The following is a 13,702-nucleotide window of genomic DNA, read 5'->3' on the forward strand; positions in this document are numbered from 1 at the left end:
AAAGTTTAAAATAATTTATCGATTTCATCCGAAAAACTAATCAACTGCCTTATGCTAAGCAAAATGAATGGTATAAGAATATACAGCAGAATTGTCGCTCCCATGGGAATAAAAGCTATAAACTTCCCCAGTATGCCTTTTCTGTTCACCATTATTTCATTGTCCTGTTTTCTTTTTTCCTGATAATATTCCCTTTCCAGCCTAAGCTCGTCAAAAGCCTGTTCGACGGTGATTTTGTCAGCAGCGGAAATAAGATTTTCCACAATTCTTGCAAAAGGCGGGTAAGGTTCGTCAATTATCAATTGCTCCAGCGCCTGCCTGTCTCCGTACTCATAACTGTTAAGGCATTTTTGTATTGACGGTTTGAATATTTCGGCAAACTGTTCCATCCAGTGCAGTATATCCTCAACACTTATCCTTTCAATATGCATCAGCATCATAATGATAGTGTGAAACTGTTTTACTTCGTCCTCCATACTAATTTTCAGTATGCGTTCACTGAAAAGCAGCATCCAGTAAGGAATGTAATGAGATATAACTGAAAGCACAATGCAGATTACCAGTTCCCACCATTTAAAGTTATGTGACCTGTATTTTTCGATTTTGCCTAATATTCTTTTTGCCGTAACCACTACCTGGTTTTTGTCACCGTAATTTTCATTCAGCCTTATCGTTTCGGCCAATTCCTGAAAGGTTACTTTTTTGTTCTTAAATAAGTTTATATATTTTCTGTCTGTTTCTATTTCCTTAAGTTCGGTCTCTTTGTCTATAAAAGGATTATAGCCGGCCAGTTTCAAACCGGGTGATGAATACAATATATTGTGCCTTGCAATCCAGTGAACGTTCAGGAAAACCAAAAGGCTTAACAGAAAAGCCAGGACAGAATACAGAATTTGTTTCAGAATGAACTCCCTTACAGTCATTCGAGCCTGTGTTTTATTCAAAAGCATTTCATACTTTAATGATTTTGAATATTTTTTCTCATAAACGGCATCGGTAATGTGTCTAATTATCCATATTTTAAGCAATCTCGACAAAAGTTTGCTTCCGAGCGGCGAATATTCTGCATTTGTCTGAAGTCTCACAATCAGTTGATAAGCGGCTACTGCAAGAATGAAAAGCACAGTGGTTGCGATAAAACCGTAGACACCGTCATAATATTCATACAATTCCGGAATATTGGATACAGCCCATTTTCTTATGAAATTCAACGTAAATATCGGGAAAATTGCTATGGCTGAGAGGCTTTGAAAAAGGTATCCCAGTTTTTCCCGTCTCAAAAGCTCCATATTGATTTCCTGCTTTAAATAATTCAAATTGGTAAGATAAATTGACTTTCCTTCGAGAAATTTGTCCCCAAAACGCTGCACAAGGTAGCTCATTGCGATAAATGTCTTCATGTACTTGTTTGGCGCTGTATCATAAAACTGGTCTACCCTGTCGTCGATATTCGTATCGGTTAAAGTTTCATACATTTTCTCCGCATGAAGAGACATTTCATAATCGCATTCCGATATACTGTCGTATATTGCCTCATCAATCATTCCATGTTCATGATAATGATGCCTGACGTTTTCCAGAAAATTTTCAAATTGCTTTAGAAGTCTGCTATCAAGTCTGTCAACCAGCATTTTTATTATCTGGTTGTGCAATATATACACGGTGAAAACCGATATCAGGGCAAAATAAAGGTTTTGGCTGAGAATAAGCAATATAAACAGTACGGTCAACGAAATTCCGAGGGAAAAATATGTAAAACGCATTGTTTTCCTGTTTATTGTCCATTCATCGGACAGATCAAGAATCTCGATGCGCTTTTTTATTCTGCTCATGTATCTTCTTAAAAAAGGAATTTTCACGGCTATCCTGTAGGAAGAATACAGGAAATCTTTTTTTATTTTGAGCCGGACCTTCAAGTCTTCTTTCTTTTTCAGGTTAATAAGCATTATGCCTGCGAAAATCGCACTTATTGCTGACAGAATAATCAACGTTGTTAAAATTGTTATCAGTGCATTCTCCTTCATTAAACTTCACTCCGGTTAAAATACCTGGTCAGGTAGGATTTAAATTCCGACTTTTCGTCATCGGTTAAATTGTTCATAATCGCATTAATTTGTTTTTTGCTTGGAGGAGAACAAACTTTATACTCCCCGTTTTCATAAACTATGATGTCTCTTGTTTCAAACACCTTTCTGTCAGTCATTCTTGTGAAAAATTCGCGGGCGATGTCAAGAAATCCGTTGATATCCACTTCATCGTCATTAAATTTAATCTCAGGGTAATCGGTATCATCAACCGGAATTATTTCGGTAATTCTTTCAATATACCTGTGACCGGTTAAATCCCTGTTCATATGAATATCGAAATTGACCACGTCCGCTACCTGCTGTTCCGCAATTTTCTCGTTCGTAAACACTCCCGTCTGCAAAAGATTATTTCTGAGAGATTTCACAAGATCCACCGTTGTTTTCGCATGGTGGGTAAAAAGGGTGAAAAGACTTGCCACTTGAGCCATTTGAATCATCAACGAACTTACCGGAGCCGTAGCAACCTCGCCCAGGATATTAACCGTACCGTCGGTTTTTTTCTGAAGGTCCAGACCTTCCTGTCCCGATATTGTTGTGGTTTCCCTGAAAGTAAGGATGTTCCTTTCAGGATATATTTTTCTGAGATGCAGTTCAAAAGCCATTTCCTGAATTCTTAACGTATAGGCCGGGTTTATGAACTTTACAATCGACATAAGAAGCGTGGTTTTGCCTGTGCCCTGCGCACCGGTTATCGCGGTTACTCGGCATCCTTTTATAAGCCATTTGATTAATCCTATTGGAATTTCGCTGTTTTTGTCGGTTATCAGTTCTTCAATTTCCGCCCTTTCAATACTGTCGAACTTTCTTACGAAAAATGCCCACGATTCCGAAAAAGGGGGTCTTACAACAACAACCCTGCTTCCGTCTTTCATCTCGTTTACTTTATAACCGTTGCTTTCGCTCAGTTGTCCTGGGTAATTGTACCGGTATATGTTTTTACATACCCTGATTAATTCTTCCTCCGACCCAAAACTTAAAAACGACAGGTGTATTGTTTTGCCTTTGAAAAAAATCCATACAGAGTCATAATTGGCCGGAAGCTTTGATATAATCGAAAGACTTACAGTTAAATCCAGTTCCTCATGGAAGGCCGGAGGTATACCCGATACTCCTCCGGATACACCGTCAATGCGCATATCCCGTATTTCGTCAATAACTCCGAAGCCCTTGTATAACTGATAAATTCTTTGGGCTATTATATTGAGCTTGTCCTCAAATCTGTTGATTATGGTTTCTTTTGCAAAAATACTGTCAATTTGTTCCTTCGTAATTACGTAGGATATCCCCTCCCCGGTAACGACAGGACTGTCAAGATTATATTCCAGTATTAGTTTTTCGAGGGCTCTGTTGCCATATTTTTTCTTGTAATGATAAAGAAGAATTTCAAACTTATCCTGTGCTGACAACTTTCTTGGATTATCAAAACTTATTATGTTGTTCACATTATTCTCGTCAATTTCATATGATCTGACTAGAATATCCTTTATAAAATCCTTTACATAGTTTTTTGCATTTATGTCACCGTATGTGCAGTTTTTTAGTGCCCTGCGCAACCTGTTCCTGTTGTGCATTCTTTTTTCAAATTCCTCTCTTGTGATATTCAGCTCGTAAAGATTGGTCTTCAGAATATTGTTGAACGCTTCCCGAATAAAAGCAAGTATTGCCTCTATTGCATATCTGTTTTCTTCTAAGTCGGCCGTTTTAATTCTGTTTTTTCCGGTATCTTTAAAATACAAAATTGTTAAAACGGATACAGTCGCGGTTATCAGCACAATCATAATCTCATTCACCCAATTCACCTGCCCTGTATTTTTCATCCACCCCGAGCGTGTTCAATATCGCTTCCGCGGTTTCCGCCACACTTTTGATGAAGTAGCCGTGTATATCTTTCTTATCCGCCTTAAGGTTTTTTATAAAGAAATCGATCACCCTGCATTCAACACATGCGTCAGCAAATTCAATGTCATAGGGTATGGCATATATGTTATTCAAGTTAAACCGCTTTTTTATCTTTTTTATGTTAAACCTTGAATTGGGGTCGTATTTTCCGATTATGAAAAAAGCCTTTTCTCTGTAATCACCGAAATTTTTCAGAAAACTTTCAATGGCGTGCGGATTCTGACTCAGGTTTACCACCGTTAAGTCCGAATTCTCCAAAATCTTTTTTGATATCTCATTGTTGCCCGGGGCTGTATCAATAAAAACAAGGTCGTAATAAACGCCTGCAGATTTAAGTATTAACTGGATGGTTTCCTTCATATTGCTTTGGTAAATATCCATGTTTGTGTTTCTGGTTCCTGTCAAAAGATCAAGCCTGTTTTTCAGGACAGTGGTTGTATAACTTGCTATTTCGTCTTTCTCAATTTTATTAAACTTAATAAATCTGCTTAAGGCATCAATGCCGGTATCCGAAAAATCCATAAGGCTGTATTCCAGATACGAATTGTCTATAAAGGCGGGTTCAAGCGTGCTTCTTTCAAAATGGTTATGAGCCATAAGGATTCGGATACGGTACCTAAGGGCGGTATAGAGAGCCACCGCAATCATATTGCTCGTAGTTCCGAGCTGATGGTAATCGCTCCAGAAAGATACCTGCAATTTTTACCCTCCTGCCTGAGCTTTTTTCAGCGCATAGAACGCTGTTTTCGGCTCGATTTGGAAAATTTCGGTCATGCAGTCGGTAAGCATTTTTTTGAAACACTTTGGAATTCTTTGGAATTTGAATATATCGTCATACTGAGCTGAAAGCCTTGTTGAATATTCAATTTCGTCAAAAGCAAATTCATATGCTCCGACAAGGTTTGTAAATTCACGAGTCCCCAAAACAAAATCAATGTATTCCGCTCTGATTTTTCCAAAAACCGTGTCTCTTAAAATTCGAACGGCATCAGGTTTTTCGGTCAGATTTTTAATCCATGCCGAAAGTGGCATAATGTGATACCTGTTTAAGTCGGAAACTATATACAGTACTTTAAGTGATTTAATATCCTCATAAGTGTCATAATTTACACCCAAATCAATTAAAACAGCGGAGTATTCTGTTAACGGAAGATTGGCTATACTGCCTTTACAGTAATCAAAATAAATGTCCACGTTCCTGTATTCTGCCATATTTCCACAATTTGCACCATCGGGAACACAGTAACGCAGCTCCTGTTCGTTTGACCTGTCAATTATCGCAACTTTACTGCCTGATATATGCAAAATCCGAGACAGGTAAAGCATAATATCCGATTTGCAGAACCCTGCAAAACCTATTAAAGTAGTACCGGTCATTGTAACCATCCTTTTTCCGTTTAATTGTAAAATTCAGTTTCTTCACTGTTTTCATGGTTAGTATAAGTATTCGTATCAGAGTCAGAATTTTCTGTCGGCTGAATTATTTTTTTACTTTTTGACATTTCTTCACTGACTCCTGATGAAACCCTGCCAATGTTTTCAGCGGCCACTGAATTTAAATTTCTTTCAAGAGAAGCTCTTAATTCTCTTGCAAGAGCATCCGAAGCCTTTTCAACAATATTGGGATCCTTATGCATTAAATTCAATACTGCCTCGTTCGCCGCGTAAAACGGTATGGCCGCTTCCTGCAGTTCAGGCATTACATATTTGGTAACATACAGTTTTGTGCCGGGATGAATATATGCATCTATTATTGCGCTGCTGATATTGTGAATTTCAGTTTCATCGAGCCACAGCCTTATAGTGTTCTCTTCTGGAATAATATCAACGATCTTTTTTTTGCTCAGTACAATATAGTTTTCGCCGTTAGGAAAAACAATGCGTACATCGACGAAATCACCCTTTTTCTGGTTTGACTGTACAAGAAACATATTAAACTCCAGTTCCCGCAAGTCGTCAGGTAATTTTTCATCTGCCACTGTCATTTTTAAAACAGGTGTTCCGGCAGGCAAATAAATCATGTTCACCTTTCCCATGTCTGTTTCATCAATAAATTCCGCCTGGGGGATGTTCAGTTTCATTTCAACAATATCAAACATATCCCTGGTTAAAACCGTTCCCGAGGGAATATCCTGTTTTGGTATATAGACAAGTCTGTTCAGTGAGTAAAGGTCAAGCCTTAACTTTTCCAAATTTTCCTCGTATTCATTAACCGTTCTGCCAAGTCTCTGCCTAAAAATGCAGTAGGCGACTGAAAACAGAATTATGACCAGAAGCGATATCAGCATTGATAATAATACCGTACGCATTCTTTTCCTGCGAAAAAAAGCCATGATTTCACCTTCTGTCATGAATTTCCAACCTGAAATATTCTGTTGTATATATTTTCAATTTCTTTGCTTATCGCCGGGTTGATTTTCCATGGATTAACCGCATAAGGAAGGGCTAATATGTTAACTTTTTTGAAATAGGATTTTATAACACTTATTGACTTTCTATCCTGCATCGGAAAGGAGAGGTAAGTATTTGGCATTTTAAGTATGACATCATACCTTTCCACAAACGAACTGACTGCCCGGATTTTCCAGTCGGCTCCGGGAGCCACTATAAGCCTTACATCACTTCTCGGCATCAATCTGGAAACATACTCGTCATGAATACCGTAATCAAGCAATATAAAATCATATTCTGATCTCCTGAAACCGTCAATTTTGTCGATTCCCATTGACGGATAGATATCTAATCCCCTTACTTCATAATATCCTTTTTTCATTAACTGGGACTCTTTGTTCAAAAGTCTGCAAAGGCATAAAGCGTCGCTGTTTTCACCGTACTCCAGTATTGCCGTCCTGTACCCCCTGTTTTTAAGCCACATTCCAAACAATATACAAAAATGGGTGACTCCAACACCTTTTTGTATTCCCGAAACACTTATTTCAACCGCATTTTTCCCCGCCGGATGGGCCGGGTGCATAAAATGTATTTTATTACTAAACAAGTTTATTGCGTTTTTTATTTCTTCTACGCTTATAAAACGTTCGTCAGGGTTTTTTGCCGTGCATTTCAGGACAACGGAAATTAAATCTTTTGAAACCCCTGCGTCCTCCAGTAAATCCTTCATCTGAACTTCATTACATTTTAACGGATGAATTCCGGAAAGCAAATGAAAAAGTGTCATTCCGAAATTATATATATCGGTTCTGATGTCTGTCTGGCCCGAACCATACTGCTCCGGTGCGGCATATCCGGGAGTACCGAGATAAATCGTGTCATCATTTTTACTTTCATTGAACTGTCTGGCTGCTCCAAAATCTATAAGTTTAACCGTATCATCATTCAGGACAATCAGATTTGATGGTTTCAGATCTCTGTAGATTATAGGGGTGGGAAAGCAGTTATGTAAGTATGACAGTGCATCCAAAATCTGGATTGCCCATTTTAAAACTCTTTTTTCGTCTACCCTGCCATAGCGGTCTATTATTTCCTGCATGTTCGGTCCTTCATAATAGTCAAAAACAACTATGCATTTGTCATTTTCCGTGACAACATCCACAACCCTCGGAAAAGCAGGATGGTTAAGCCTTTTTAAAACAGCCAGCTCATTTTCTGCAAAAACATTTTCATAAGGTATTACTTTCAGAGCCCACGGGGTCTTCAAATGAATATGATAGGCTTTGTATACTTCTCCTGAACCGCCGGAGCCGATTTTATCAACAATCTGGTATTTACCACCTATTATTTTCCCCGTCATTTCAACCAATCACAGCTCCCCCTGGATTGATAAACTGACCATGAGAGATAAATTGTTTGCTGTAATTGTAAAATAATAGTTGTTTTTGAAAAAAAGCGGAGTGTAATTCCCATTTTAATACAGTTATTCATCCTGTGCAAATACTAAAATTATCATATTTGGCATTAATATACAGCATATTGCATGAAATAAACGTTTTTTTGGAATGAACGTAAGATTTAAACAGAATTGTTGCAAAAAAAGTATAATTTGTTGCTTAAAAAGTTGCTTAATAGGGGAAAAAGAAAAAGGGACAATATACATGTCCCTTTTTTGAAAATATAGAAAATATGATTAAGCTTCACTTACGATAAGGGTAAACGGGGAATATTCCGGATAAACCATTAAAACTCTGAAATTATCGTTCACAACAGCGTTTCTGCGGCGCGGCGGCGCGGTAACAACCACTCTGTATTCATTTATACCGTCATTCTTCAAGACTTCTTTTGCATCTTTAAGCGTCATTCCTATTAAAAACATTTCGTCCATCGTTAAACTTCCATTATTTCCTTAATTTTTGCTTCCAAAAGCTTGTCAATGTCTTCTATGTAATTATCGGTAATTTTCTGAATATCTTCTTCTATTTCCTTTAAGTCATCCTCGGTTATTTCAGCGTTTTTTTTCATCTTTTTATACTGTTCCAAAGCGTCACGACGAACCTGACGAATGGCCACTTTTGCATTTTCGCCAACTTTTTTAACCTGCTTTGTAAGCTCCACTCTGCGTTCTTCAGTCAGAGGAGGGAAGATAAGGCGGATAACCTTACCGTCGTTGTTAGGATTCAAACCCAGATTGGAGGCAATAATGGCTTTTTCAATTTCTGACAAAATCTTGGGATCCCACGGTTGTATAACTATCTGCCTTGCTTCGGGAACATTGATATTTGCAAGCTGGTTTATAGGGGTAGGTACGCCATAGTATTCAACCGTAACCTTGTCAAGAATGCGCGGATTTGCACGACCTGCACGAATGTTTACAAGCTCTTCCTTTAAAATCGCCACTGTTTTGTCCATTTTTTCGGTGATATGTTTGTATTCATTCTGCATCTTTATACCTCCCTTGCAATATAAGTACCAATATTTTCTCCTGTAAGAACCCTTAATATATTATCGGGATCTTTGATTCCGAATACAATGACAGGAATATTGTTGTCCATACATAGAGTTGAAGCCGTTGAATCCATAACGCCCAACTGACGGTTTAACATTTCCAGATATGTTATTTTGTCTATTTTAACCGCATTTCTGTTGACTTTGGGATCGGAATCATAAACTGCATCCACATTTTTTGCCAGCAAGATGGCATCGGCATCAATTTCTGCCGCACGTAACGCTGCTGCCGTATCTGTGGTAAAATAAGGATTTCCGGTTCCGCATGCAAATATTACAACACGCTTTTTTTCCAAATGCCTTATAGCCCGGCCTCGTATATAAGGTTCTGCTATTCTTCTCATATCAATGGCTGTCTGAACACGGGTAGGTACTCCTTTTGCTTCAAGAGCGTCTGCAAGGGCAAGGGCATTTATCACCGTAGCAAGCATTCCCATATGATCCGAGGTAGTCCTGTCCATGCCTTTTCCATGGCGTCCTCTCCAAAAATTGCCGCCACCCACGACGATAGCAATTTCTACTCCCATATCAGTGGCCTTTTTAATTGATGAACAGATTTCTCCGAGAAATTCCTGATCCAGTCCAAATCCCTTGTCTCCTGCGAGGGCTTCACCACTTATTTTCAGTAAAACACGTTTATACTTTAAACCCATATAATTCCTCCGGCAATATTGATAACATTCAAAAGGGTATATTAATATGTCTTATTAATATACCCTTTTTCCCTATATTTCCCTTATTTATTAAGCTGTTTCATAACCTCTTCGGCAAAATTGTCTTCTCTTTTTGCCAGCCCTTCGCCCATTTCGAAACGAGCAAAGCGGCGAATATTAATGTTTTCACCTATTTTTGCAATTTTCTCATTAAGGACGTCCTGAACTGTCTTGTCGGTATCCTTTATAAACGGTTGTTCAAGCAGACAAACTTCCTTAAAGAATTTTTCAAGGCGGCCGTTAACCATTTTTTCCGCAATTTGAGCGGGCTTACCTTCATTAATTGCCTGTGCCATTAATATTTCTTTCTCCCGCTCAATTACTTCCTGAGGAACTTCTTCTCTTCTGACATATTGAGGATTGCTTGCTGCTATCTGCATTGCAATATCTTTTACAAAACTTCTGAATTCCTCGTTTTTAGCGGCAAAATCAGTTTCAACATTAACCTCAACCAGAACACCGATTCTTCCACCGCCGTGAATATATGCATCAACAATACCCTCTGCAGCAATTCTTCCGGCTTTTTTCGCAGCAGTTGCCAGTCCTTTTTCCCTTAAATACTCGATGGCTTTTTCCATATCTCCGTTACTTTCAATGAGGGCCTTTTTGCAGTCCATAAGGCCACTGCCCGTTCTTTCACGGAGTTCCTTAACCATTTCAGCAGTTATATTCATTATTTTATCCTCCCATCCATATATTCTATTATTCCCCGTCTTCGTCTTTCTTTTCGGTATCATTCATTGCTTCGTCACCAATATGAATGTCCTCGAGGTTAAAATCTTCTTCCTCGCCGGATGCATTACTTTCAGTAACAGGTGTCATCTGCTCTCCCTGTCTTGCTTCTATAACCGCGTCGGCCATCTTTGAGGTAATCAGCTTAACAGCACGAATAGCATCGTCGTTTCCGGGTATTACATAATCCACTTCATCGGGATCACAATTAGTATCTACAATTGCAATTATGGGAATACCTAATTTTCTTGCTTCAAGAACAGCGATTCTTTCTTTTTTGGGATCGACTATAAATACCACGTCGGGCAATTTTTTCATTTCACGTATGCCGCCAAGGTTTTTTTCAAGCTTTTCCATTTCAAGCTTTAATTTTGTTACTTCCTTCTTAGGAAGAACTTCAAATATACCTTCTTCTTCCATTTTCTGAAGCTCATTGAGGCGATCTATCCGTTTCTGGATGGTTTTAAAGTTGGTCAGCATACCACCAAGCCAGCGGTTGTTTACATAATACATGCCACAACGTTCGGCTTCTTGGCGTATTGCATCCTGAGCCTGTTTTTTCGTTCCGACAAAAAGAACTTCTCCGCCTTCCATTACGACATTTCGCAGGAAATAATAAGCTTCTTCAAGTTTTTTGACTGTTTTCTGGAGATCAATAATGTAAATACCGTTTCTTTCTGTGAAGATGTATTCCGCCATTTTCGGATTCCATCTTCTTGTTTGATGACCAAAGTGTACACCTGCTTCAAGCAATTGTTTCATTGAAATTACTGACATAAAGCTATAAACCTCCTGTTCATCCTCCGTAGTTTTCACCTTTGTAAAACACCTATCTAACCGTAAAAAAAGCAGCTACGCTGCACTCCGGTTACAATAGGCACAGTTTTACAAATCAAACTACGTGTGTATTTTTGTTCTCAAGTAGTATACCACACAGTCATTCATTTGGCAACAAGCAATTTTTCTGCCATTTTTCATAAGTCAATCAAAGGATGATTTGGCATGTTACCGATATGTTGCCTGATTTTTGCAGTATTCTGAAGTTTATTTCCCGTTGGTTTTAGCTGTCCCAAAACCTTTCCTTTTTCATCCTCGCCTTCCTCTTCAAATCTGTAAAGGGAATTAAGCTTCACTTCCCCGTCAAAATAACCCAATACCTCGCTGATTTCGGTAACTTTACGGGTACCGTCCCTGAAACGGGACAGAAAAATCATAATATCGAGACTTGATGCTATTTGTTTTCTGATGGCTTCCAAAGGAAGCGGCGCAGCCATCAAAACCATGGTTTCAAGCCGTGAAAGCATATCCCGGATTGAATTGGCATGACCGGTCGACATCGAACCTTCATGGCCGGTATTCATGGCTTGCAACATATCAAGAGCTTCCTCGCCTCTGACTTCACCGACAATGATTCTTTCCGGTCGCATTCGTAAGCTGGTTTTAATCAATGCCTTCATTGGGATTTCACCAACGCCTTCGGTGTTTGCGTTGCGAGTTTCCATTTGGGCCAGGTTTTTTATATTTGAAAGTCTCAGTTCTGCAGAATCTTCTATTGTAATAATTCTTTCGTGACATGGTATAAAACCTGACAGGACGTTCAGAAAGGTTGTTTTCCCCGAACCCGTTCCACCGCATATAAAGAGATTATACTTTGCCTGAACAAGGATTTTAAGGAGTTCTGCCGCCTCTTTGCTTATTGAACCGGCTTCTATCAGTTTTTCCATTGTAAGGGGTTTTTCAGGGAATTTTCTTATCGTCATTAATGGTCCGTTTAATGCAACGGGGCTTAAAACAACGTTTACCCTTGAACCATCCGGGAGCCTTGCATCAACGATGGGCTGGGCTTCATTTACGCTTCTGTTTACCCGGGCTACAATCCGCTGGATGAGATCTTCAAGCTGTTCTTTTGTTTCAAATCTCAAATCAGTTTTTTGGGAAATGCCGTTTTTTTCAATAAAAATATTATCGGGCCCGTTTACCATAATTTCCGTTATTTCCGGATCTTTCAGCAGCGGTTCCAGGATGTCGAAACGCCTTAATGAATTGAATACAGTCTCTACCAGTTTCTTTTTTTCCGATACGCTCAAATGCATATGTCTTGTTTTTTCAAAAACAACCTCTTCAACCGTATCCATCAGTACTGTGTCAATTTCTTCCCCTCCGGCTCCGGCGTTTGTGATCTCAGTCCTTCTTACAACTTCGTAACGTATTTCCTTAATTAAATTTTTGTCGGTGTTGTGACTCATCTTCCCTCACCCTCAATCACCGGCCGTTATTTTGAAAGTAGATCCTCAAGATTTTTCCTCTGGAATCGTTGCAGGGATAAATCACTTAAAGACGGCAACGATAGAATGGATTCATCAATCCACGTGATTTCAAAATAATTGTCAAGTTCTTCGGGATAAACCGTTCCGCTGTTTCCACAGTTAACCCATTTTACTTTGCCGAGGTCTTGCCCAAGAATACCGCTAAACATTCTTTTCATCCTCGGGATTTGGTGCATATGTTTTTTGTCAAATGGAACCACTATACACGACGCGGCTTTTAACAGTTTAACTGTCAAACTTCCGGCGTTGACTTCAGGATCCACAATAACTCTTGAAAAGTGACCCCATGACCCCAGCGCCTCGATTAACGTGTCTGTTTCATCGTTGGTAAGCTCCCATAAATCGAGGGGATTATCCACAGGCGGAAGAAAGCTTAAGTTCTCACGTGTAATAACCGCACTTTCCAGTGCCATTACCGGATTGCCTTTCCTGCTTTTGATGTAATACAGAACATCTGAAAGATTTTTATTAAAATAGGTATCTTCTTCCATCGTATGGAAGGGAAATGATTCCAGACTGACATAAACATGCTCTTTTGCCGTAAGGCACAACAATATTGCAAAAACCGATTTCAAATACATATTTGTAGAAAAGCATACAACAAGATCGCTTTTACCTCCTGAATTCCATTTTTCAGCTTCGGCAGGACTGGCTGAAACGGCCGAAAGGATTTCAGAATAAATGGACGGAGCGGGCTTATACTTTTCCACAAACGGCAAATTTTTAATCCTTAAAGCTTGTCCCAGTAAAATGGCAGTACCGTTGTTTGCGGGAATATCAGTTATAAAATCTTCCGACGCGAGAATAACGTCAATTTTACCGCCGTTTGCAGAAACAAATTTTTTAAAACTTTCCTTTTCAGTAAAAACCGAAACACTGAACCGATCGGCTTTATTTTCCATAAACCATTGAGCAAGCCGATTAATATATTCAAAATCGTGATCGGCCAATACAAGATGTACAAGGGGCACAGTCACCATCTCCCGGAATCAAATAAAATTTGGCAATATAAATCCAGACAAGATAAATAATACATTAAATGAAT

Annotated in this window: 13 protein-coding genes; all 13 read right to left on the reverse strand. The window is 39.0% G+C overall.

Annotated elements, in window-relative coordinates:
* Positions 1–5 precede the first annotated feature (5 nt).
* The 13 genes from CST_RS06430 to CST_RS06490 all read right to left on the reverse strand — a co-directional run bounded on the left by CST_RS06430 (position 6) and on the right by CST_RS06490 (position 13,637).
* Positions 6–2,024, reverse strand: coding sequence for a hypothetical protein (locus CST_RS06430; RefSeq protein ID WP_015359037.1), 2,019 nt, complete (start codon positions 2,022–2,024; stop codon positions 6–8).
* On the reverse strand, positions 2,024–3,877 hold the full coding sequence (locus CST_RS06435) for an ATPase, T2SS/T4P/T4SS family (protein ID WP_015359038.1): 1,854 nt from the start codon (positions 3,875–3,877) through the stop codon (positions 2,024–2,026). The genes CST_RS06430 and CST_RS06435 overlap by 1 nt, the downstream gene beginning before the upstream one ends.
* Entirely contained in the window at positions 3,870–4,685 is an 816-nt protein-coding gene (locus tag CST_RS06440) for a CpaE/TadZ family protein (RefSeq protein WP_015359039.1), read from the reverse strand. Before CST_RS06440 ends, CST_RS06435 begins: the two co-directional genes overlap by 8 nt.
* Before the next feature lie 3 nt (positions 4,686–4,688).
* A complete protein-coding gene (locus tag CST_RS06445) occupies positions 4,689–5,363 on the reverse strand; it encodes a hypothetical protein (protein ID WP_015359040.1) in 675 nt (224 codons plus the stop codon).
* 20 nt (positions 5,364–5,383) lie between these two features.
* Entirely contained in the window at positions 5,384–6,319 is a 936-nt protein-coding gene (locus CST_RS06450; protein ID WP_015359041.1) for a CpaB family protein, read from the reverse strand.
* A 14-nt stretch (positions 6,320–6,333) separates the two neighbouring features.
* Positions 6,334–7,737 (reverse strand): serine/threonine protein kinase, encoded by a 1,404-nt coding sequence (locus CST_RS06455; protein ID WP_237266395.1) that lies wholly within the window; start codon positions 7,735–7,737, stop codon positions 6,334–6,336.
* 333 nt (positions 7,738–8,070) lie between these two features.
* Positions 8,071–8,265: a hypothetical protein gene (locus CST_RS06460; protein ID WP_015359043.1), complete on the reverse strand. Its 195-nt coding sequence runs from the start codon at positions 8,263–8,265 to the stop codon at positions 8,071–8,073.
* A gap of 2 nt (positions 8,266–8,267) precedes the next feature.
* Entirely contained in the window at positions 8,268–8,822 is a 555-nt protein-coding gene (gene frr / locus CST_RS06465; protein ID WP_015359044.1) for a ribosome recycling factor, read from the reverse strand.
* 2 nt (positions 8,823–8,824) lie between these two features.
* A complete protein-coding gene (pyrH, locus tag CST_RS06470) occupies positions 8,825–9,538 on the reverse strand; it encodes a UMP kinase (protein WP_015359045.1) in 714 nt (237 codons plus the stop codon).
* 83 nt (positions 9,539–9,621) lie between these two features.
* Positions 9,622–10,272: a translation elongation factor Ts gene (gene tsf / locus CST_RS06475; protein WP_015484993.1), complete on the reverse strand. Its 651-nt coding sequence runs from the start codon at positions 10,270–10,272 to the stop codon at positions 9,622–9,624.
* A gap of 28 nt (positions 10,273–10,300) precedes the next feature.
* Entirely contained in the window at positions 10,301–11,107 is an 807-nt protein-coding gene (gene rpsB, locus CST_RS06480) for a 30S ribosomal protein S2 (protein WP_015359047.1), read from the reverse strand.
* Between the two features lie 197 nt (positions 11,108–11,304).
* Positions 11,305–12,576, reverse strand: a complete 1,272-nt coding sequence (locus CST_RS06485; RefSeq protein WP_015359048.1) for a TadA family conjugal transfer-associated ATPase — start codon at positions 12,574–12,576, stop codon at positions 11,305–11,307.
* Positions 12,577–12,602: 26 nt separating this feature from the next.
* Positions 12,603–13,637, reverse strand: coding sequence for a P-loop NTPase family protein (locus tag CST_RS06490; protein WP_242823601.1), 1,035 nt, complete (start codon positions 13,635–13,637; stop codon positions 12,603–12,605).
* Positions 13,638–13,702: the final 65 nt, after the last annotated feature.

This window comes from Thermoclostridium stercorarium subsp. stercorarium DSM 8532, assembly GCF_000331995.1.
GTDB lineage: Bacteria > Bacillota > Clostridia > DSM-8532 > DSM-8532 > Thermoclostridium > Thermoclostridium stercorarium.

Coding starts and splice junctions, on each gene's coding strand:
- CST_RS06430 (WP_015359037.1), bottom strand. CDS start 2,024: ATGAAGGAGAATGCACTGATAACAATTTTAACAACGTTGATTATTCTG.
- CST_RS06445 (WP_015359040.1), bottom strand. CDS start 5,363: ATGACCGGTACTACTTTAATAGGTTTTGCAGGGTTCTGCAAATCGGAT.
- CST_RS06450 (WP_015359041.1), bottom strand. CDS start 6,319: ATGGCTTTTTTTCGCAGGAAAAGAATGCGTACGGTATTATTATCAATG.
- CST_RS06455 (WP_237266395.1), bottom strand. CDS start 7,737: ATGACGGGGAAAATAATAGGTGGTAAATACCAGATTGTTGATAAAATC.
- CST_RS06460 (WP_015359043.1), bottom strand. CDS start 8,265: ATGGACGAAATGTTTTTAATAGGAATGACGCTTAAAGATGCAAAAGAA.
- frr (WP_015359044.1), bottom strand. CDS start 8,822: ATGCAGAATGAATACAAACATATCACCGAAAAAATGGACAAAACAGTG.
- pyrH (WP_015359045.1), bottom strand. CDS start 9,538: ATGGGTTTAAAGTATAAACGTGTTTTACTGAAAATAAGTGGTGAAGCC.
- tsf (WP_015484993.1), bottom strand. CDS start 10,272: ATGAATATAACTGCTGAAATGGTTAAGGAACTCCGTGAAAGAACGGGC.
- rpsB (WP_015359047.1), bottom strand. CDS start 11,107: ATGTCAGTAATTTCAATGAAACAATTGCTTGAAGCAGGTGTACACTTT.
- CST_RS06485 (WP_015359048.1), bottom strand. CDS start 12,576: ATGAGTCACAACACCGACAAAAATTTAATTAAGGAAATACGTTACGAA.
- CST_RS06490 (WP_242823601.1), bottom strand. CDS start 13,637: ATGGTGACTGTGCCCCTTGTACATCTTGTATTGGCCGATCACGATTTT.